This window comes from Microbacterium sp. T3-8 (assembly GCF_055398145.1).
Window position 1 is genome coordinate 1,288,181 of record NZ_AP027918.1, and the last position, 20,025, is coordinate 1,308,205.

General features: G+C 69.9%; 15 protein-coding genes. 8 read left to right on the forward strand and 7 right to left on the reverse strand.

Going from position 1 to position 20,025, the window contains the following annotated elements; genetic code table 11:
- Positions 1–30: 30 nt before the first annotated feature.
- Together ACZ5Y9_RS06090 and ACZ5Y9_RS06095 are read right to left on the reverse strand one after the other, a co-directional pair.
- Entirely contained in the window at positions 31–945 is a 915-nt protein-coding gene (locus tag ACZ5Y9_RS06090; RefSeq protein ID WP_464472546.1) for a homocysteine S-methyltransferase family protein, read from the reverse strand.
- 99 nt (positions 946–1,044) lie between these two features.
- Positions 1,045–2,466, reverse strand: coding sequence for an NCS2 family permease (locus ACZ5Y9_RS06095; RefSeq protein ID WP_464472547.1), 1,422 nt, complete (start codon positions 2,464–2,466; stop codon positions 1,045–1,047).
- Between the two features lie 94 nt (positions 2,467–2,560).
- On the opposite strand from ACZ5Y9_RS06095, the gene ACZ5Y9_RS06100 reads away from it, so the two are divergent.
- From ACZ5Y9_RS06100 to ACZ5Y9_RS06130, 7 genes are all read left to right on the forward strand, one after another.
- Positions 2,561–3,961: a cell division protein PerM gene (locus ACZ5Y9_RS06100; protein ID WP_464472548.1), complete on the forward strand. Its 1,401-nt coding sequence runs from the start codon at positions 2,561–2,563 to the stop codon at positions 3,959–3,961.
- 9 nt (positions 3,962–3,970) lie between these two features.
- Positions 3,971–4,558, forward strand: coding sequence for a phosphoribosylglycinamide formyltransferase (gene purN / locus ACZ5Y9_RS06105; RefSeq protein WP_247623134.1), 588 nt, complete (start codon positions 3,971–3,973; stop codon positions 4,556–4,558).
- 45 nt (positions 4,559–4,603) lie between these two features.
- Entirely contained in the window at positions 4,604–6,211 is a 1,608-nt protein-coding gene (purH, locus tag ACZ5Y9_RS06110; RefSeq protein WP_247623133.1) for a bifunctional phosphoribosylaminoimidazolecarboxamide formyltransferase/IMP cyclohydrolase, read from the forward strand.
- Between the two features lie 214 nt (positions 6,212–6,425).
- Positions 6,426–7,931: a DNA-3-methyladenine glycosylase 2 family protein gene (locus ACZ5Y9_RS06115; RefSeq protein ID WP_464472549.1), complete on the forward strand. Its 1,506-nt coding sequence runs from the start codon at positions 6,426–6,428 to the stop codon at positions 7,929–7,931.
- Entirely contained in the window at positions 7,928–8,425 is a 498-nt protein-coding gene (locus ACZ5Y9_RS06120; RefSeq protein WP_247623131.1) for a methylated-DNA--[protein]-cysteine S-methyltransferase, read from the forward strand. Before ACZ5Y9_RS06115 ends, ACZ5Y9_RS06120 begins: the two co-directional genes overlap by 4 nt.
- A gap of 323 nt (positions 8,426–8,748) precedes the next feature.
- Positions 8,749–10,680 (forward strand): ABC transporter ATP-binding protein, encoded by a 1,932-nt coding sequence (locus tag ACZ5Y9_RS06125; RefSeq protein ID WP_247623130.1) that lies wholly within the window; start codon positions 8,749–8,751, stop codon positions 10,678–10,680.
- Positions 10,677–12,488: an ABC transporter ATP-binding protein gene (locus ACZ5Y9_RS06130; RefSeq protein ID WP_247623129.1), complete on the forward strand. Its 1,812-nt coding sequence runs from the start codon at positions 10,677–10,679 to the stop codon at positions 12,486–12,488. The genes ACZ5Y9_RS06125 and ACZ5Y9_RS06130 overlap by 4 nt, the downstream gene beginning before the upstream one ends.
- Before the next feature lie 86 nt (positions 12,489–12,574).
- Here ACZ5Y9_RS06130 and ACZ5Y9_RS06135 read toward each other — a convergent pair whose 3' ends face one another.
- The gene (locus tag ACZ5Y9_RS06135; RefSeq protein WP_464472550.1) at positions 12,575–13,411 is read right to left on the reverse strand and encodes an alpha/beta fold hydrolase; all 837 of its coding nucleotides are present in this window, start codon (positions 13,409–13,411) and stop codon (positions 12,575–12,577) included.
- Positions 13,412–13,619: 208 nt separating this feature from the next.
- Here ACZ5Y9_RS06135 and ACZ5Y9_RS06140 point away from each other — a divergent pair, with 208 nt between their 5' ends.
- A complete protein-coding gene (locus ACZ5Y9_RS06140; protein ID WP_464472551.1) occupies positions 13,620–14,447 on the forward strand; it encodes a hypothetical protein in 828 nt (275 codons plus the stop codon).
- Positions 14,448–14,484: 37 nt separating this feature from the next.
- Here ACZ5Y9_RS06140 and ACZ5Y9_RS06145 read toward each other — a convergent pair whose 3' ends face one another.
- Genes ACZ5Y9_RS06145 through ACZ5Y9_RS06160 form a run of 4 tightly spaced genes read right to left on the reverse strand, consistent with a single transcriptional unit; the run spans position 14,485 to position 20,007 of the window.
- The gene (locus tag ACZ5Y9_RS06145; protein WP_464472552.1) at positions 14,485–15,924 is read right to left on the reverse strand and encodes a GH1 family beta-glucosidase; all 1,440 of its coding nucleotides are present in this window, start codon (positions 15,922–15,924) and stop codon (positions 14,485–14,487) included.
- The gene (yicI, locus tag ACZ5Y9_RS06150; RefSeq protein ID WP_464472553.1) at positions 15,921–18,155 is read right to left on the reverse strand and encodes an alpha-xylosidase; all 2,235 of its coding nucleotides are present in this window, start codon (positions 18,153–18,155) and stop codon (positions 15,921–15,923) included. The genes ACZ5Y9_RS06145 and yicI overlap by 4 nt, the downstream gene beginning before the upstream one ends.
- Positions 18,155–19,042 carry a carbohydrate ABC transporter permease gene (locus tag ACZ5Y9_RS06155; protein ID WP_247623124.1) on the reverse strand — a complete coding sequence of 296 codons (888 nt, stop codon included), beginning with the start codon at positions 19,040–19,042 and terminating at the stop codon, positions 18,155–18,157. Before ACZ5Y9_RS06155 ends, yicI begins: the two co-directional genes overlap by 1 nt.
- A complete protein-coding gene (locus tag ACZ5Y9_RS06160) occupies positions 19,042–20,007 on the reverse strand; it encodes a carbohydrate ABC transporter permease (protein WP_247624718.1) in 966 nt (321 codons plus the stop codon). The genes ACZ5Y9_RS06155 and ACZ5Y9_RS06160 overlap by 1 nt, the downstream gene beginning before the upstream one ends.
- Between the last annotated feature and the right edge of the window lie 18 nt (positions 20,008–20,025).

Sequence of the window (20,025 nt, forward strand, 5' to 3'; positions counted from 1 at the left end):
GGGGCCTTCTTTCATGCCCGGGGAGCCCCGTCAGTGTTCGACCAGGGCGTCCCACATGAGGGCGACGTGCCGGGCGTCGGTGCCGCAGCATCCGCCGATCACCCGGACCGACGGCATCCGCTCGGCCAGGGCGGCCACGGCGATCGCCAGGTCTGCCGGGTCGCCCTCGTCGATGGTCTCGGACTCGTCGAGTTCTGCGTGCGACCGACGCGACGCATTGGGGCGGAGTCCGACGATCCTCGGCACCGTCGCCGCGTCGAGGGCGTGCGCGAAGTGGTCGGGATGCGCGCAGTTGAGGAGATAGCCGTCGGCGGGTGAGCCCGCGTCGACCAGATCGATCGTTTCGGCGAGCGTGCTCCCCGTCGCGAGGCGGCCGTCCGTCTCCACGGTGAACGAGATCTCGACGGGGATGCCCTCGTCGCGTGCCGCCCGCACGATCCCGATCGCCTCGGCCGCGTCGGAGAGCGTGTACGCCGCGATGATGTCGACGCCCGCCGCGGTCAAGGACTGCACCTGCGGACGGTGATAGGTCAGCGCATCGTCGGCTCCGGTCGTCGGATCCCACGTCCCGGGGCGGTACCCATCGCCTCGGGGGCCGAGCATTCCCACCAGGCGTACATCGGGCAGGTCGGCGTAGTCCTCCGCGACCGCGCGCATCAGGGACACCGCCTCGCGGTTGATCCGATCGAGTGCCGTCGCGTCGTATCCGAGCCGCGCACCCCAGTCGGCGCTCGCACGCCACGTCGCCGATTCGAGGCGCAGGCCCGCGCCGTTCGCGCGGGCGATGTCGCCGTAGGCGCGATAGTACTCCCGGAACAGGCGCCGTCCGCGGCGAGAGTCGAGCAGCACGAAGGCCGCGAACTCCGGCAGATCGATGCCGTGATGGAAGATCAGGTCGGTCTCGAGACCGCCGTCGGTGACGTACCGCTGCGCGTCGGCATCCATGGATTCCGGTCTACCACCGCGCGATGGCCCGCGCTACGGGACTTCCGGACACGAAAGAGGGGCGGATGCCGCAGCATCCGCCCCTCCGTCGACTCGCTCTCAGATGCCGATGCCGAACAGTGCCTCGATCGGCCCGCGGGCGAAGAAGATCACGAAGCCCGCGCCGACCACCCAGAGCAGCGGGTGGATCGTCTTGGCGCGACCGGAGAAGGCGTTCACGACGATCCAGCTGATGAAGCCGGCGCCGATGCCGTTGGCGATCGAGTAGGTCATCGGCATGACCGTGGCGGTGAGGAAGACCGGAAGCAGCACGCGGAAGTCGCTGAGATCGATGTTCTTGATCTGAGCGAGCATCATCGCACCGACGAGCACGAGTGCGGCGGCCGCGACGGCGCCGGGCACGAGCGAGGTCAGCGGGGTGAAGAACATCGCGACCAGGAACATCGCACCCGTGATGAGCGTGGCGAATCCGGTGCGTGCGCCCTCGCCGATGCCGGCGCCCGACTCGACGAAGACCGTCGCCGACGACGACGAGGTGCCACCACCGGCGATCGCGCCGATGCCCTCGACGACGAGCGCGGACTTGATGCGCGGGAAGTCGCCCTTCTCGTCGGCGAGGTCGGCCTCCTTCGCGAGGCCCGTCATGGTGCCCATGGCGTCGAAGAAGTTCGAGAACAGCAGCGTGAACACGAACATCACGAGGGCGACGATGCTGACCTTCTGCAGGTCGAAGCCGAAGTCGACCTGGCCGACCAGGCTGAGGTCGGGCAGGCCCACGATCGAGCCGGTGAAGCCGAAGTCGAGGCCGAACGGCCAGATGAGGTTGACGATGCCGCCGAGCACGGTGCCGCCGACGAGGGCGATGAGGATCGCACCCTTGACGCGCAGCGCGGTCAGCACGCCGCCGATGAGCAGCGTGACGACGAAGAGCAGGGTCGGGATGGAGGCTACGGAGCCACCGATGCCGAGGTCGACGGGCGGCGAGGCGTTGCCGGTCGCGGTCACGAAACCGGCGTTCACGAAGCCGATGAAGGCGATGAAGAGGCCGATGCCGACCGTGATCGCGAGCTTGAGCTGCACGGGAACGGCGTCGAAGATCATCTTGCGCAGGCCGGTCGCGGCCAGCAGCACGATGATGACACCGTTGATCATGACGAGCGCCATGGCCTCGGGCCAGGTCACCGAGCCGACGACCGAGAAGGCGATGAAGGCGTTGATGCCGAGTCCGGCGGCGAACGCGAACGGCAGACGCGTGATCACGCCGAACAGGATCGTCATCACACCGGCGGTGAGCGCGGTGGCGGCGGCGACCGCGGAACCGGACAGCACGTTGCCGTCGACGTCGGGCGTCGCGAGGATGATCGGGTTGAGGATCACGATGTACGCCATCGTGACGAACGTCACCAGGCCACCCCGGATCTCGGTGCCGAAGGTGGAACCGCGCTTGGTGATCTCGAAGAAACGATCCAGGGCGTTCTTCGGCTCAGCGGCGGTGGGTGCGGGGGACGGGGCAGTTGTCATTCGGGTGAACCTCCGGATGAGACGATATCGTCTCTCCCGCGCCGCGCGCGCCCACCGGCATCCGCCCGGATTCTCGTCGTAGTCTCGAAAGGCTATGCAACGCCTTCTCGTCGCCCTCCTCGCCGCGTTCGACGCCGCCATCGCGGCCGCCGTCGGACTCGCCGTGCTCCTGGCGCCGCTGACCCTGCTGTGGACCCTCGCCTTCGGCGCCGCGGCCGACTGGGGTGCGCTCTGGCCGCTGACCGGCACGCTGTGGGCGTTCGGGCACGGGGTACCGCTCGACATCACGATCGCGGACGCGGCGCTGGTCGCGGTCGGTGTTCCGGCGGCGGCGGCGTCCTTCACCGTCTCGGTCGCCCCGCTCGCCCTCCTGGTCTTCACCCTGCTGTTCGCGGCGCGCTCGGGCGCGCGAGCCGCGAACGCCGGCTCGTGGGTGACCGGTGTGCTCTCGGGCACGGTCGTGTTCGCCGCGATCGCCGCCGGCGTCGCCCTCACCTCGCGTCTCGACGCGGCGAAGACCTCCCTGCTCCTCGCGATCCTGCTGCCCGCGGCCGTGTACCTCGCGGGTGCGGTGTGCGGAGCGGTGCGCGTGGTCTGGGAGGACGGCGACGGCGGGCCGATCGATGCGATCCACGACCGTCTGGATGCCTGGACCGAGTGGACCCCGGTGCCCGCGGCCATCGTGCGGGGAGCGGCGTTCGCCCTCGTCGCCGTGCTCGGCGTCTCGGCCGCAGCGCTCGCCCTCCTCACGCTGTTCCGCGGCGGTGAGGTCGTCGCCCTCTTCCAGGCCGCACGTGTCGACGTGCTCGGCGCGGTCGTGATCACCCTCGCCCAGTTCCTCTACCTGCCGACGCTCCTCGTCTGGACGGCGTCGTGGATCGCCGGACCCGGATTCGCCGTGGGCGTCGGTACCGCGGTGTCTCCGGCGGGCACGCAGCTCGGCGTCGTGCCCGGCATCCCGGTGCTGGGGCTGCTGCCCGAGAACAGCTCGATCTGGATGCTCATCGTCGTGCTGCTGCCGGTCGCCGCCGGTGCCGTGGCCGGCTGGGCCGTGCGCTCTCGCCTGGTGTGGGAGGGGACGCCGCTGCGGATGCTGCCGCGCGCCGTGATCGCCGTCGGCATGGGCGCCGTGACCGCGGGTGTCGCCGCCCTCGCCGCGCTGCTCACCAGCGGGTCGATCGGTCCGGGGCGTCTGGCCGAGACCGGCCCGTCGGTCGGCGCCTTCGCGCTCGCCCTCGGGGGAGAGGTGCTGCTGGGCGCCGCGATCCTGCTGCTGTCGCCGCGCAACCGCGACGAGCTCGCCGAGGAGCGCACCGATCGCTGGGTCGCCGAGATGACGGCATCCGATCTCGACGATCTGATCGGCGACGCGGCATCGCCCACGCCGTCTGCCGGATCCGCCGATACACCAGCGGATGCCGCCCCTCTGCCCTTCGCGGAGACGGCTCCGCTCGACGACGTCACCGGGGAGGGGCGCCCTCCCGCGCCCCGGTAGACTGGGCGCGTGCTCACGGTCGCCGTTCTCATCTCGGGCACCGGCTCGAATCTTCGTGCCCTCCTCGAGGCCGCCCGCCACCCGGACTTTCCCGCGCGGGTGGTCGTCGTGGGCGCCGACCGCGAGGCCGACGGCCTGGCCCACGCCGAGGAGTTCGGCATCCCCAGCTTCACCGTGCCGTGGCACGAGCACGAGAGCCGCGAGGCCTGGGGCGAGGAGCTCGGCCGCCAGCTCGCCGTCTGGAACCCCGACCTCGTCGTGCTCAGCGGTCTCATGCGCCTGCTGCCCGCATCCCTCGTGGCGCAGTTCTCCCCGCGTCTCGTGAACACCCACCCGGCCTACCTGCCGGAGTTCCCGGGCGCGCACGGGGTGCGCGATGCGCTCGCCGCCGGCGTCGCCGAGACGGGCGCCAGCGTGATCGTCGTCGACGACGGCGTCGACACCGGACCGATCCTCGCGCAGGAGCGCGTGCCGATCCTCGACGGCGACACCGAGCACACCCTGCACGACCGCATCAAGCCCGTCGAGCGCCGCCTGCTGATCGATGTCGTGCGGCGCATCGCGACCGGCGAGCTCGCGCTCGACGCCGCTTCCTGATCCTCTTCCTCCCCTCTCACGCCCGACGCACGAAGGAGCATCACCATGGCCGGCCCCCGCCACGACCCCTCGCTGTACCGCGATCGCGACACGGTGCCGATCCGCCGGGCGCTCGTCTCGGTGAGCGACAAGACCGATCTGCTCGTCCTCGCGAAGGCGCTCGCCGACTCCGGCGTGCAGATCGTGTCGACCGGTTCGACCGCGGCGACCATCCGCGAGGCCGGCTTCGAGGTGACCGACGTCGCCGCGGTGACCGGTGTCGCCGAGATGCTCGACGGTCGCGTCAAGACCCTGCACCCGAAGATCCACGGCGGCCTGCTCGCCGACCTGCGCCTCGAGGACCACGAGCGTCAGCTCGCCGACCTCGACATCGCACCGTTCGAGCTCGTCGTGGTGAACCTGTACCCGTTCGTCGAGACCGTCGCCTCGGGCGCCCAGGGCGACGACGTCGTGGAGCAGATCGACATCGGCGGGCCCGCCATGGTGCGCGCCGCCGCCAAGAACCACGCGAACGTGGCGATCGTCGTCTCGCCGCAGTCGTACCCCGGGATCATCTCGGCGATCGCCGAGGGCGGCACCTCGCTGTCGCAGCGGCGCGAGCTCGCGGCCCGCGCGTTCGCGCACACCGCCGCCTACGACACGGCCGTCGCGTCGTGGTTCGCCGAGGGCACCCTCCAGGACGACGGCGACCTGCCGGCGCACCTGACGATCCAGGCCGAGCGCCTCGCGACGCTCCGCTACGGCGAGAACTCCCACCAGCGCGGTGCGATCTACACGCGCGCGGGCGGTCACGGCATCGCCCAGGCCACGCAGCTGCAGGGCAAGGAGATGTCGTACAACAACTACGTCGACGCGGATGCCGCCCTGCGCGCCGCCTACGACATGATCAAGCCGGCCGTCGCGATCATCAAGCATGCCAACCCGTGCGGCATCGCGACGACCGCTCCGAACGCCCTCGACCCGATCGCCAGCGCGCACCTGCGCGCGCACGAGTGCGACCCGGTCTCGGCGTACGGCGGAGTGATCGCCGCGAACGGCACCGTGACGCTCAAGATGGCCGAGAACCTCAAGGACATCTTCACCGAGGTCATCGTCGCCCCCGCGTTCGAGCCCGCCGCCCTCGAGGTGTTCAAGGCGAAGAAGAACCTGCGTCTGCTGCAGCTGCCGGAGGACTGGCAGCAGGAGCGCATGGACGTGCGCCTGGTCTCGGGCGGACTCCTGCTGCAGGACGCCGACCGGTTCCCCGACGACATCGTCTCGGTCGCCAAGAACTGGGAGCTCGTCTCCGGTGAGCGCCCGAGCGACCTCGAGATGGAGAACCTGATCTTCGCGTGGAAGGCGTGCCGCGCCGTCAAGTCGAACGCGATCGTGCTCGCGAAGGACAACGCCACGGTCGGCGTCGGCATGGGCCAGGTCAACCGCGTCGACTCGTGCCGCCTCGCGGTCGAGCGCGCGGGCGAGCGCGCGGGCGGTTCGGTCGCGGCATCCGACGCGTTCTTCCCGTTCGCCGACGGCGCCCAGGTGCTCATCGACGCCGGTGTGACCGCGATCGTGCAGCCGGGTGGCTCGGTGCGCGACGAGGAGGTCGTGGATGCGGCCCGCAAGGCCGGCGTCACGATGTTCTTCACGGGAGAGCGCCACTTCTTCCACTGAGCATCCGCAGTTCCCTCGAGGCCCTCATCCGCAGACCGCGGGTGGGGGCCTCGGTCCGTCCGGTCTCTCGGCGATCGGAGATCGGCGATCGGCGGCCGGCGTGAGGAGTCACGACACGCCGTCTCGCGCCGCGCGGATGCGACGTGTCGTGACCTCTCACCGTGATGTCCGATTTCCGCCAGTCGATGTCGGAGGCCCGTGACAGCATGGAGTCATGAGCCTCCCCGTGACCGACTTCGACGAGCGGTATCGCGCGATCGACGCACGCGACACCCGTTTCGACGGGCAGTTCGTGACGGCCGTGCGATCGACGGGCATCTACTGCCGGCCGAGCTGCCCGGCGCGCACGCCGAAGCCCGAGAACGTGACGTTCTACCCGACGAGCGCCGCGGCGCACGAGGCGGGCTACCGGGCATGCAAGCGCTGTCTCCCCGAGGCGGCGCCCGGGTCGCCGGCTTGGAATCTGCGCGGTGACGCCGCGGCCCGTGCGATGCGACTCATCTCCGCGGGCGTGGTGGAACGCGAGGGAGTGTCCGGCCTCGCCGCGCGGCTCGGGTACTCGAGCCGGCATCTGAACCGGGTGCTGGTGAGCGAGCTCGGTGCCGGGCCGCTGGCCCTCGCCCGGGCGCACCGTGCCCACACGGCGCGCATGTTGCTCGTCGGAACCGACATGCCCGTCTCCGACGTGGCGTTCTCGGCGGGGTTCGCCAGCATCCGGCAGTGCAACGACACGATCCGCGAGGTCTTCGCCCTCACGCCCAGCGAGCTGCGCGCGCGACGACGGATGCCGATGGCCGCAGCTCCCGGCACGATCGACCTCGTGCTGCCCTTCCGCGGGCCGCTCGATGCCTCGGGCGTCTTCGCCTGGATGGCGGCCCGCGCATTGCCCGGGGTCGAGGTGGCCACCGAGACCTCGTTCGCACGGCACCTGCGCATGAGCGGAGGGCCGGCGTGGTTCGAGGTGCGGCAGGATGCCGCCGAGCGACTGCATCTGCGCGCCCGGGTCACGCAGCTGGGTGATCTCGCGCCCCTGGTGGGCACGGTGCGGCGCCTGTTCGATCTGGATGCCGACCCGCGGGCCGTCGACGACGCGCTCGGTGCGCACCCCGAGCTCGCGCCGCTGGTCGCCGCGACCCCGGGGATCCGAGTGCCGGGAGCGGCCGATCCCCACGAGATGCTCATCCGCGCGATGGTCGGTCAGCAGATCACGGTCGTCGCCGCCCGTACGGCGCTGACCGCGCTCGCCGACGCCCTCGGAGAGCGCACCGACGACGGTGTGCTCTTCCCGACCATGACCGCGATCGCCGAGCACGGCTCCGAGGTGCTGCGGGGGCCGGCCGCCCGCATCCGTGCCATCACCGGTGCCGCTGCCGCGCTGGCGGACGGCTCGCTCACCCTCACGGTCGGTGACGATGGGGCCGAGCAGCGGGCCGCGCTCCTCGCGATGCCGGGCATCGGGCCGTGGACGGCCGACTACGTGCGCATGCGGGTGCTCGGAGACCCCGACATCCTGCTCCCGGGTGACGTCGCGATGCGAGCCGGGGCCGCGGCCTCCGGTCTCCCGGGCGAACCGCGTGCCCTGACGGCGTGGGCGGAGCGGACGGCTCCGTGGCGGAGCTACCTCACCGCGCACCTCTGGCGCGCGGCCCCCGTCCGCTCGGCGAAGCGCGCGACGACGACACCGATCACGACGACACCGATCACGAAGGAGACCCCATGACCGCCCTCATCCAGACCATCGACACTCCCGACGGGGCGTTCACCATCCTCGCCGACGACGAGCAGCGCGTGCTGGCGTCCGGTTGGACGGCCGACCGCGGGGCGATCCTCGGAAGGCTCGCGGCGGCGGTGCGCCCGGCAGAGGTGCGCGAGGGCGAGACCGAAGCAGCGTCGGCCGTGCAGGCGTATTATGCGGGCGACCTCGCGGCGATCGACGCCGTGCCCGTGCGTCAGACGGGCACCTCGCTGCAGCTGTCGGGCTGGGCCGCGCTGCGGGAGATCGCCCCGGGCGCTCCGCTCACGTACACCTCCTTCGCCGCCGTGCTCGACAACCCGCGCGCCGTGCGGGCCGCGGCATCGATCTGCGCGCGCAACGCCCCGGCGCTGTTCGTGCCGTGCCACCGGGTGCTGCGTACCGACGGCACCCTCGGCGGCTTCGCCTGGGGACTCGACGTGAAGAAGCGCCTGCTCGCACGCGAAGAGATCGCGCGCTGAGAGACCGGGGCCGACGGGTCGCGCGAGAGGAAAGGAGGAATTCCTCTTGCGCACAGCTTGTTCACAGCAATAGGCTGGAGGGCTGTCGCACCGACCGGACGACACCGCCGAGCCCTGAGGAGGACACCATGACCACGATCCTGGTCACGCAGATCGCAGCTCTCGGCACGACTCCGGTGCGCACGTTCCACTAGAGCCGCACCGCGCTCCGCGCCCCGCCTCTTCCCCGCCGGACGCCGGACTCGACGAGTCCGCTGCACTCACCGAGACCGCTCGGCGTCCGCCTGCTCCGCAACCTCTTCCGCACGAACCGTCTGAGAGACATGTCTTCCTCGCAGAATCCCCCCGCTTCCTCCTCCCTGTCGACCGCCGCAGCGCTGTGGCGTCTCAAGCCCTTCGTCCGTCCCGTCATCTGGCGGCTCGCCGGCGGTGCCGCCAGCGCGCTCGCCGCGGCGATCATCGCGCTGATGATCCCGATCGTCCTCGAGCAGATCATCCAGGGCCCTGTGCAGACCGGCGAGCTCGGAGCGATCGTCTGGGGCGCGGTCGCCGTTCTCGGCCTCGCCCTCGGTGAAGCCCTGATGGTGTTCCTGCGCCGCCAGTTCGTGCTCAAGCCCTCGACCGAGGTCGAGTACCGCATGCGCACCGATCTCTACGCGCGCCTGCAGACCCTGCCCGTGGCGTTCCACGACCGCTGGCAGTCGGGCCAGTTGCTGAGCCGCATGATGCAGGACATCGGCCTCATCCGCCGCTGGCTCGCCTTCGGTCTCGTGCTGCTCGTGGTGAACATCCTCACGATCATCATCGGAGCGGCACTCCTGTTCCGGTGGCACTGGCTGCTGGGCACGATCTTCATCGTCACCGCGATCCCGCTGTGGATCCGCGGCTACCTCTTCGAGAAGCGCTACGGGGCCCTCACCCGCCGGAGCCAGGACCAGGCGGGCGACCTCGCCACGAGCGTCGAGGAGAGCGTGCACGGCATCCGTGTGCTCAAGGCGTTCGGGCGCGGTAAGCATGCGCTGAGCCGCTTCAGCCGCCAGGCCGAGACGCTGCGCGAGACCGAGATGAGCAAGGCCGGGGCGATCGCCTCGATCTGGTTCTGGCTCGACCTCATGCCGCAGATCGCCTTCGGTCTCAGCCTCATGTCGGGGATCTGGCTCATCTCGCAGGGCGCGATCGACCTGCCCGAACTGTTCGCGTTCTTCGCGATGGCGACGGTGCTGCGCTGGCCGATCGAGTCGATCGGCTTCCTGTTCTCGTTCATGCTCGACGCCCGCACGGCGACCGACCGCGTGTTCGAGATCTTCTCCGAGACGAACACGATCACCGACCCCGAGAACCCCGTGCACATCGAGAACCCGCGGGGCGAGCTGGCATTCCAGAACGCGCATTTCCGCTACCAGGACGCCGGCGCGCAGGAGCGCGACCTGCTCGACGGCATCGACCTCGTGCTGCGGCCGGGCGAGACCATGGCGCTGGTCGGCCTCACCGGCAGCGGCAAGACCACCCTCACGACGCTGCCGACCCGCCTCTACGACGTGACCGGCGGTTCCGTGACGCTCGACGGCGTCGACGTGCGCGACCTGCCGCTGGCCGAACTGCGCCAGCACATCGCGATGGCGTTCGAGGACGCGACGCTCTTCTCGGCGACCGTGCGCGAGAACGTGCTGCTGGGTCGCGCCGAGCTCGACGTGCACAGCGACGAGGCCGAGCGCGTCCTGCGCGAAGCCCTCGACGTCGCCCAGGCATCGTTCGTCGACGCGCTGCCCGATGGCGTCGAGACGGTCATCGGTGAAGAGGGACTGAGTCTCTCGGGCGGTCAGCGACAGCGACTCGCGCTCGCGCGTGCGGTCGCCGCGAAGCCGAAGGTGCTCGTGCTCGACGACCCCCTCTCGGCGCTCGACGTCGACACCGAAGCGCTCGTCGAGGAGGCGCTGCGCCACGTGCTCGCCGACACGACCGCGATGATCGTCGCGCACCGGCCGTCGACCGTCGCCCTCGCCGACCGCGTGGCGCTGCTCGAGGCCGGGCGCATCACCGCCGTCGGCACGCACAGCGAGCTGCTGCGCAGCAGCCGCCACTACCGTCACGTCATCTCCAGCCTCGAGGCCGAGGAAGCGGCGCGCACCGGCGCGATCCCCGTGATCCGCGACGACGAGGCCGACGAGGCTCACGACATCGAGGCGGGCATCCGCGCCCAGAACGGCGAGCAGCCCGACGAAGATCTGATCACCGAGAAGGAGGTGCGGTCATGAGCGCCCTCATCGGAACGCAGGACGAAGACCGCTCCCGGTACACCAAGGAGGAGAGCAGGGCCATCCGGCAGCGCTCGCTGCGTCTGCTCGGCTCGCTCGTGCGGCCGCTCAAGGCGCGCATCGTGCTGGCAGCCGTCGTGCTCGTCATCTCGACCGCGCTGCAGGTCGCGGGCCCCATCCTCATCAGCATCGGGCTCGACCGTGCGCTGCCGGCCGTGATCGAGCACTCCGACTGGATGCCGACGTTCATGATCGGCGGCGTCTACCTGCTCGCAGGGGTCGTCGCCGCGGTGATGATCGCCTGGTACGTCATCATCGCCGCCAAGCTGACGCAGGCGGTGCTGCTCGATCTGCGCAAGCGGATCTTCCTGCACACGCAGCGTCTGAGCCTCGAGTTCCACGAGTCGTACACCTCCGGGCGCATCATCTCGCGTCAGACGAGCGACCTCGACTCGATCCGCGAGCTGCTCGACGGCGGCCTCAACGAGCTCGTCTCCGGCGTGCTCTTCGGCCTGTTCACCTTCATCGCGCTGTGCATCTGGGACTGGCAGTCCGGACTCATCCTCGCGATCGCGGGTGTTCCGCTGTTCTTCCTGATGCGCTGGTTCTACTCGCGGTCGCAGCTCGTCTACCGCGAGTCGCGCGTCATCAGCGCACAGGTGATCGTGCAGTTCGTCGAGACCATGACCGGCATCCGCGCGGTCAAGGCGTTCCGCAAGGAACCCCGCAACGACGTCGCCTTCCAGAAGATCTCGGGGGAGTACCGCGACGTCAACCGCCGTTCGCTGATGCTGTTCGGCACCTTCGAGCCCGGCCTGATGGGCGTCGCGGCGCTCACGCTCGGCATCGTCGTGCTCTGGGGCGGCGTGCGCGTCGCCGAGGGCGCGCTGACCGTCGGCGTGCTGCTGTCGGCGGTGCTGTACGTGCGCAACTTCTTCGCGCCCATGCAGGAGATCGCGATGTTCCTCAACTCCTACCAGTCGGCCACCGCCGCGCTCGAGAAGGTGTCGGGCGTGCTCGAGGAGGTGCCGACGGTGCCCGACCCCGAGAAGCCGGTCGACCTGTGGGAGTCGCGCGGGCACATCGAGTTCGACGAGGTGACCTTCGGGTACAACGGTGAGAAGACGATCCTCCCGAACTTCTCGCTCGACATCCCCGCGGGGCAGACGATCGCGCTGGTCGGCACGACCGGTGCGGGTAAGTCGACGCTGGCGAAGCTCATCTCGCGTTTCTACGACCCGTCGAAGGGTACGGTGACGCTCGACGGCGTCGACCTGCGCTCGCTGCACCCGAAGGACCTCCGCCGCGCGATCGTCATGGTCACGCAGGAGGCCTACCTGTTCAGCGGCACCGTCGCCGACAACATCGCACTCGGCAAACCCGACGCCTCGCTCGACGAGATCCGCGCTGCCGCCCGGGCCGTGGGCGCGGACGGGTTCATCGAGGCGCTGCCCGACGGCTACGGCACCGACGTCAACAAGCGCGGTGGCCGCGTGTCGGCCGGTCAGCGTCAGCTGATCTCGTTCGCCCGTGCGTTCCTCGCCGACCCCGCGGTGCTGATCCTCGACGAGGCGACGGCGTCACTCGACATCCCCTCGGAGCGGCTGATCCAGGATGCCCTGCAGACGCTGCTCGCCGACCGGACCGCGATCATCATCGCCCACCGGCTCTCGACCGTCGCGATCGCCGACCGGGTGCTCGTGATGGAGCACGGCGAGATCATCGAGGACGACACCCCCGATGCCCTGATCGGCGGCACGGGCAAGTTCGCCCAGTTGCACGCGGCATGGCAGGAGACGCTGGTCTGACGCGACGAGCCGTCGCACGGCACGACGCGGAACGGCGCACCCCGGGAGATCCCGAGGTGCGCCGTCTGCGTGTGGAGCGGCCGCGACTACGCCTGGATGAACGCCAGGATGTCGGGGTTGATCACGTCGGCGTGCGTGGTGAGCATGCCGTGCGGGTAACCCTCGTAGATCTTGAGCTCGGAGTTCGGCAGGAGCTCGTGCTGCTTCAGCGCGGCATCCTTGTACGGCACGACCTGGTCGTCGTCGCCCTGCAGCACCAGCACCGGAACCGTGATCGACTTCAGGTCCTCGGTCTGGTCGGTCTCGGAGAACGCCTTGATGCCCTCGTAGTGCGCGAGCGCGCTGCCGGTCATCCCCTGGCGCCACCAGTTGGCGACGACGGGCTCGGAGACGGCTGCGCCCTCGCGGTTGAACCCGTAGAAGGGACCGGAGGCGACGGGCTGGAAGAAGTCGGCGCGGTTCGCTGCGAGCGCTTCGCGGAAACCGTCGAAGACCGAGATCGGCGTGCCCTCGGGGTTCGCCTCGGTCTGCACCATCAGCGGCGGAACGGCCGAGACGAGCACGGCCTTCGCGACGCGCCCCTGGGGCTGGCCGTACTTGGCGACGTAGCGGGCGACCTGGCCGCCTCCGGTCGAGTGGCCGATGTGCACGGCGTTCCGCAGATCGAGGTGCTCGACGACCGCCGACGCGTCACTGGCGTAGTGGTCCATGTCGTGCCCGGTGCCGATCTGCGAGGAGCGTCCGTGACCGCGACGGTCGCTGGCGACGACGCGGAAGCCCTTCGACAGGAAGAACAGCATCTGCGCGTCCCAGTCGTCGGACGACAGAGGCCAGCCGTGGTGGAACATGATGGGCTGGGCGTCGCGCGGACCCCAGTCCTTGAAGAAGATCTCCGCGCCGTCTTCCGTGGTTACGAATCCCATGTGGGCCTCCATCGTCGGTGCCGCACCGAATCGTGGTCGGTGCGGCGGTGTGGGCTTGTGCGCCCATCGGGGAGTGATGAGCAGGATCAACGTACCCCCGTGCGGCCCCCCGGGACAGGGGTTTCCGGAAGGATTCGACACCTGTTCAGTGAGGTTCCCTCCCCGGTCCTGCTCAGCGCCCCGGCCAGCGGCTCGATAGCATCGGAGGATGGACCCGTTGATGCTCCTCGGGGAGTGGTGGTGGATCGCGGCGGTCGGCGCCGGCGGTGTCACCGCGGGCGCCGTCGGGCTGCGGCGTCGCAGCACGCGCAGTGGTCGACGCCTCGCCGTGGATGCCGCGCGCCATGACCTGCGAGCGGCGAAGGTCGCGGTGGTCGAGAAGCGCGCAGCCGTGAAGATCGCGCGCGCCGATCACACCCGCATCGCAGCCGAACGCACCGCACGCCGGGCGACGGCGGAGCACGTGGCCAGCGCGAAACGGATGCTGCGCGACGCCGAGCGCGATGCGAAGGCGGCCGCGGCCGATGTGCGCGCGAAGCAGGTGCGCCTGAACGCGGCCCGCGCCGCGCTCCCCGCGGCATCCGCCCCTCGCCCGCTGGAGCGGTTGCGCGCCGACCACGATGCGATCGTCGCGCGCTGGATGACCTACGAGACCGATCCCGGTCTGCAGATCGCCTACCCGGCGATGTCGGACGTGAAGCAGCCGGCGACGGCGGCATACTTCCACGCGGCGAATCGTGCGGCGGAGGCGCGGCGCACGGCGGGGGAGCGTCCGACGCCCGCGGAGTTCGCCGACTACCGCGACGCCGTCGACGCGCTCGCCCGTGCCTTCGAGATCGCCGAGCACACCGCGCGCGGGCGGGGGGACACGACGGCGAGCGTCGGATGGCAGGACGCCGCGCAGGACGCGATCTCGCGCTCCGCCGAGGCGATCGATCGTGCGGCGGGAGCGGCGGCATCCGCCTTCGCCGCGTGGTCGGCGCGCAAGCGCCCGCGCGGCGACGACCGGGAGAGCCGGGACGACCGCGATCGGTGAGATCCCGCCAGGATCAGCGGGACCCCACCGCGCTCGCTCAGGGAGCGATCGTGCGGTTGCGCACCAGCTCGCGGTACCAGTGACCGGAGTCCTTCACGGTGCGCTCGAGCGTGTCGAAGTCGACCCGCACGATGCCGAACCGCTTGGCGTAGCCGTAGCCCCATTCGAAGTTGTCGAGCAACGACCAGACGAAGTATCCGCGCAGGTCGACGCCGCGCTCGAGAGCCCGGTGCGCCGCGGTGAAGTGCCGACGCAGGTAGTCGGTGCGCTCCGGGTCGGGAACGGTGCCGTCGGCCGAGACCTCGTCGTCGAACGCGGCGCCGTTCTCGGTGACCATGAGCGCCTGCTCCGGGAACTGCTCCGAGAGTGACACGAGCAGCTCCTCGAGTCCCTCGGGTGCGATGTTCCAGCCCATCGCCGTGTACGGGCCCGGCTGCTCGACGAACTCGACGAGCTGATCGCTGCCCGGCCAGGCGGTGCCGCCCTCGGTGCCCTTGTGGCCGTCGTTCTGCTGCTTCGGCGAGACGCCGTCCCAGAGCCGCACGGTCGCGGTCGAGTAGTAGTTGACTCCCAGCACGTCGATCGGCTGGTGGATCGTGGCGAGGTCGCCCTCCTGCACGAACGACCAGTCGGTGACCGAGGATGTGTCGTCGAGCAGATCGTCGGGGTACTCGCCGCGCAGCATCGGACCGGTGAACGCGCGGTTCGCGAGGGCATCGATGCGACGCATCGCCTCGGCCGCACCGTCGCCCTGACCGCGCAGCACGTGGAAGTTCAGCGTGACCGAGTAGTCCGGGTCGCCCGTCGAGGTCGCCCGCAGCGCCTGCACCGCGCGCCCGTGCGCGAAGTTGAGGTGGTGCACGGCCGACAGGGCGGATGCCGGTTCGTGGCGCCCCGGTGCATGCCCGCCCTGACCGTAGCCGAGGTAGGCCGAGCACCACGGCTCGTTGAGCGTCGTCCACGTGTGCACACGGTCGCCCAGGGCCGTGCCCATGATCTCGGCGTACCGCTCGAAGGCGTCGGTCGTGGAGCGCGCGGTCCAGCCGCCGGCATCCTCGAGGTACTGCGGCAGATCCCAGTGGTACAGCGTGGCGACGGGACGGATGCCGCGGGCGAGCAGCCCGTCGACGAGACGCGAGTAGAAGTCGACGCCGGCCTGGTTCACCCCGCCGGACACCGTGGGGACGATGCGCGGCCACGCGATCGAGAACCGGTAGGCCTGCAGCCCCAGGTCGGCCATCAGGTCGAGGTCCTCCTCGGTGCGGTGGTAGTGGTCGCAGGCCACGTCTCCCGTGTCGCCGTTCCACACCTTGCCGGGGGTCTTGCTGAACGTGTCCCAGATCGAGGGGGTGCGCCCGTCCTCGGCGGCGGCTCCCTCGATCTGGTACGACGCGGTCGCCGACCCGAACGTGAAGTCCGCGGGGAAGACGAGTCCCGAGCCCCGGTAGTCGTCGCGGGGGGTGAACAGCGTGGTCATGCGGTGATCTCCTCGAGGTCGGCCGTGTAGGTCTCGGTGCGACCGTCGGGATTCGTGACGGTGACGGCCGCGGTGCCGGTGCCGCCCGCGAAGACGCGCAGCTGCAATCCGTCATGGTAGTCGTAGTCGGGTCGATCGACCCGGGCGCCCCAGGGGAGCACGGTTCCGGGGCGCACGTACAGGGGGAGCGAATCGAAGCCGTGCCGCTCCCGCCGCCACCCGCCGCCGGTCACCGTCTCGCCCGTGAGCAGCGAGGTCCACTCGCCGGCCGGCAGGTAGAACTCGACCTCGCCGTCCTCGGTGAACACGGGGGCCACGAGCAGGTCGGAGCCGAGCATGTACTGGCGGTCGAGGTACGCCGTCGCCGGGTCGTCGGGGAACTCGAGCACCATTGGCCGCATCAGCGGCACACCCGTGGCGGCCGCGTCGAGGCCCTGCGCGTACAGGTAGGGCATGAGGCGCATCTTGAGGTGCGTGAAGCGACGCGTGACCTCCACCGCCTCGTCGTCGAACGCCCACGGCACCCGATACGAGCTCGAGCCGTGGAACCGCGAGTGGGAGCCGAGCAGGCCGAACGCTGTCCAGCGCTTGTAGACGCCGGCATCCGGCATCCCCTCGAACCCGCCGATGTCGTGGCTCCAGAAGGCGAAGCCCGAGAGGGCGAGCGAGAGGCCGCCGCGCAGGGTCTCGGCCATCGACGTGTAGGTCGACGTCGAGTCGCCGCCCCAGTGCACGGGCATGCTCTGCCCGCCCGCGGTCGCCGAGCGGGCGAAGAGCACGGCATCGCCCTCGCCGCGCGCCTCGGTGAGCACGTCGTACACGGCGCGGTTGTAGAGGTCGGTGTAGAGGTTGTGCATGCGCTCGGGGTCGGCGCCGTCGGCCCAGACCACGTCGATCGGGATGCGCTCGCCGAAGTCGGTCTTGAAGCAGTCGACGCCCTGCGCCACGAGAGCGCGCAGTTTCGACTGGTACCAGGCCGTCGCCTCGGGGTTCGTGAAGTCGACGAGCCCCATGCCCGCCTGCCAGAGGTCCCACTGCCACACCGAGCCGTCGGCGCGCTTCACCAGGAACCCCTGGTCGGCCGCCTCGCGGAACAGGGGGGAGCGCTGGGCGATGTAGGGGTTGATCCACACGCAGACGCGCAGGTCCTTGTCGTGCAGGCGGCCGAGCATTCCCTCGGGGTCGGGGAACACCCGCGGGTCCCACTCGAAGTCGCACCAGTTGAACTCGCGCATCCAGAAGCAGTCGAAATGGAAGACCGACACGGGCAGTTCGCGGGCCGCCATCTCGTCGAGGAAGGAGTTGACGGTCTGCTCGTCGTAGTCGGTCGTGAAGCTCGTCGACAGCCACAGTCCGTACGACCAGGCCGGCACCACGGGCGGGCGACCGGTGAGGGCGGTGTAGCGCCCGAGCACGTCCTTGGGGGTGGGCCCCGCGATCACGAAGTACTCCAGCTGTTCGCCCGACACCGAGAACTGCACGCGCTCGACCGCCTCCGAGCCGATCTCGTACGACACGTGTCCCGGGTCGTTGACGAGTACGCCGTAGCCCCTGCTCGAGAGGTGGAACGGCACGTTCTTGTACGCCTGCTCGCTCGAGGTGCCGCCGTCGGCGTTCCACACGTCGACCGTCTGGCCGTTCTTGACCAGCGGACCGAAGCGCTCGCCGAGTCCGTAGATCTGCTCGCCGACGCCGAGGTCGAGTTGCTCGTGCACGAAGACGGATGCCGCCGGCATCCCGCCGCCCTGACGCGCGTTGCTCACGATCCCCGGGTCGACCTGGGCGCCCTCGGCGAGCTGGACGTATCCCTGCGCCTTGTGCCCGCTGCCGGTGACCCGGCGTCCGTCGACCGCGAACGACAGGTCCCACGGGGCACCGGGGGTGACCGTCGCCACGAGGGAGCCCGCGTCGAGGACGCCGCCGGCGTCCGACACCGACACGGATGCCGTGGCACCACCGGCACCGGGGAGGGCGAAGCCGCCGTGCCACCGCCGGCCGTTGTGGTGGGCGATCCGCACCCGGATCACGCCCTCGGCGGGGGAGGAGAGGGTGGTCGTGAGCACGGGCCGGTTGAGGGTGTCGCCGCGCTTGGAGATCACCATCGTCGGAGCGGTGATGACGAGACCTGGGCCGTCGGGGGTCTGGGTGGTCTCGGCGATGTCGTACGCCTCCTGCGCGTACAGCGCGGTGACGCCGGGGCGCAGCTGCCAGAACCCGTCGGTGAACTTCATTACTTGACTGCTCCTGCCGTGATGCCCCGGGTGAGGGTGCGCTGGAAGATGAGGAAGAAGATGAGCGTCGGGATGATGCCCAGCAGGGCCGAGGCGCTCGTGGTGGTGACGTCCATGAGGCGGTCGCCCTGCAGCACGCTGATCGCGACCGGGACGGTCTGGTTGGCGTTCGACGCGAGGAACGTCAGCGGGATGAGGAACTCGTTCCACGTCCAGATGAAGAAGAAGATGAGCAGCACCGACAGCGTCGGGCGGCTGATCGGGAAGACGACGCGCCACAGGATCTGCCAGCGGGTCGCGCCGTCGAGCGAGGCGGCCTCGAGGATCTCCTTGGGGAAGGTGCCGTACACCGACGACAGCAGGTACGTGCCGAACGCGGCCTGGATCACCGTGAACACGATGATGACCGACCAGACGTTGTCGTACAGTCCGACCGATTTGAACATGTAGTACAGCGGGTACAGCAGCGCCTCCTGCGGCAGCAGGTTCGCGAGCAGGAAGAGCAGCACGATCCAGGAGCGTCCGCGCACGCGTCCGATCCCGATCGCGAAGGCGTTGAGCATCGAGATCACGACCGCGAGCACCGAGACGATGCCGGCGATGAAGATCGAGTTCCAGACCTTCTCGGGGAAGTTCACGCGCTCCCAGAACTTGATGATCCCACCGAAGTCGAGGGTCTCGGGGAAGGCGAGGGGGCCGGAGGTCGCGTAGTCGAGCGGCGACTTGAAGGAGTTCACGAGCACGAGGTAGAACGGCGCGATCACGAGCAGCGCGCCGACGATGACGAGCGCCAGCAGGAGCCAGTCGACGGGACGCTTCTTGGTCATGCCGCCGCGCGGACGGCTCGCGGCCTTCTTGCCGGTGACGATGGCGGTGGTGGCGTGCATCACAGACCCGCCCTTTCCTTGCGCTCGAGCGAGTTCTGGACGCGGATGAAGATGATCGACACGATGACCACGACGATCGTGAGCACGGTCGCGATCGTGGCGCCGTAGCCCACGTTCCGCTTGGTGAAGAACTCCTGGTAGGCGTAGTACGCCGGGACGAGGGTGGACCCCGCCGGTCCGCCGCGGGTGATGATGTACACCGGGCCGAACACCTTGAGCGCCGCGATGGTGCAGGTGAGGGTGACGACGAAGATCTCGGGGCGGATGATGCTCATCGTGATCGCCGAGAAGCGCTGGAACCAATTCGCGCCGTCGAGTTCGGCCGCCTCGTAGAGCTCGGGGTCGACGCGCTGGAGCGCGGCCATGAACACCACGACGGGGTAGCCGAGCTGCACCCAGACCATCACGACCATCAGCACGATGAGCGCGGAGGGCATCTGGCCGAGCCAGTCGTAGGCGGGGATGCCGAACCAGGCGAGGATCTGGTTGAGCGCGCCGTCGCCGCCGGGGCGCACGATCCAGCCGATCACGATGCCGGCGACGGCGATCGGAAGGATCTGGGGGAGGTAGTAGGTGGCCCGCAGGAAGCTGCCGACCTTGCCGCCGAACTTGCGTCCGACGACGTCGAACAGGAGGGCGGCGACCATGAGGCCGATGATCGTGGGCACGACGACCATCGCGAGGATCATCCACACCGAGTTGGTGAAGGAGGTCCAGAAGTCGCTGTCGGTGAGGATCTTCTGCCAGTTCTCGAGACCGATGAACTCCGGCGTGCGTACGCCCTTCCACTTCGTGAAGGTGAGGTACACGTTCCAGATCAGCGGGACGATGACGACCACGAGCAGCAGCACGAAGCCGGGGAGCAGGTACATCCAGTAGGCCCCGGTCCCACCGCTGCGCTGCGGGATCGACGGTTCTTCGGGCGGCAGCTTGGTGCGGCGGCCCTCGCGGGTGGCGAGTGACATGTTCATCTCCAGGAGGGT

What these genes read in the sequence shown, in the direction of transcription:
- yicI (WP_464472553.1), bottom strand. Translation starts at nt 18,155, where the DNA reads ATGAAGTTCACCGACGGGTTCTGGCAGCTGCGCCCCGGCGTCACCGCG.
- ACZ5Y9_RS06120 (WP_247623131.1), top strand. Translation starts at nt 7,928, where the DNA reads ATGACCGCCCTCATCCAGACCATCGACACTCCCGACGGGGCGTTCACC.
- ACZ5Y9_RS06115 (WP_464472549.1), top strand. Translation starts at nt 6,426, where the DNA reads ATGAGCCTCCCCGTGACCGACTTCGACGAGCGGTATCGCGCGATCGAC.
- ACZ5Y9_RS06125 (WP_247623130.1), top strand. Translation starts at nt 8,749, where the DNA reads ATGTCTTCCTCGCAGAATCCCCCCGCTTCCTCCTCCCTGTCGACCGCC.
- ACZ5Y9_RS06095 (WP_464472547.1), bottom strand. Translation starts at nt 2,466, where the DNA reads ATGACAACTGCCCCGTCCCCCGCACCCACCGCCGCTGAGCCGAAGAAC.
- ACZ5Y9_RS06155 (WP_247623124.1), bottom strand. Translation starts at nt 19,042, where the DNA reads ATGCACGCCACCACCGCCATCGTCACCGGCAAGAAGGCCGCGAGCCGT.
- ACZ5Y9_RS06140 (WP_464472551.1), top strand. Translation starts at nt 13,620, where the DNA reads ATGGACCCGTTGATGCTCCTCGGGGAGTGGTGGTGGATCGCGGCGGTC.
- ACZ5Y9_RS06160 (WP_247624718.1), bottom strand. Translation starts at nt 20,007, where the DNA reads ATGTCACTCGCCACCCGCGAGGGCCGCCGCACCAAGCTGCCGCCCGAA.
- ACZ5Y9_RS06135 (WP_464472550.1), bottom strand. Translation starts at nt 13,411, where the DNA reads ATGGGATTCGTAACCACGGAAGACGGCGCGGAGATCTTCTTCAAGGAC.
- purH (WP_247623133.1), top strand. Translation starts at nt 4,604, where the DNA reads ATGGCCGGCCCCCGCCACGACCCCTCGCTGTACCGCGATCGCGACACG.
- ACZ5Y9_RS06100 (WP_464472548.1), top strand. Translation starts at nt 2,561, where the DNA reads ATGCAACGCCTTCTCGTCGCCCTCCTCGCCGCGTTCGACGCCGCCATC.
- ACZ5Y9_RS06145 (WP_464472552.1), bottom strand. Translation starts at nt 15,924, where the DNA reads ATGACCACGCTGTTCACCCCCCGCGACGACTACCGGGGCTCGGGACTC.
- ACZ5Y9_RS06090 (WP_464472546.1), bottom strand. Translation starts at nt 945, where the DNA reads ATGGATGCCGACGCGCAGCGGTACGTCACCGACGGCGGTCTCGAGACC.
- ACZ5Y9_RS06130 (WP_247623129.1), top strand. Translation starts at nt 10,677, where the DNA reads ATGAGCGCCCTCATCGGAACGCAGGACGAAGACCGCTCCCGGTACACC.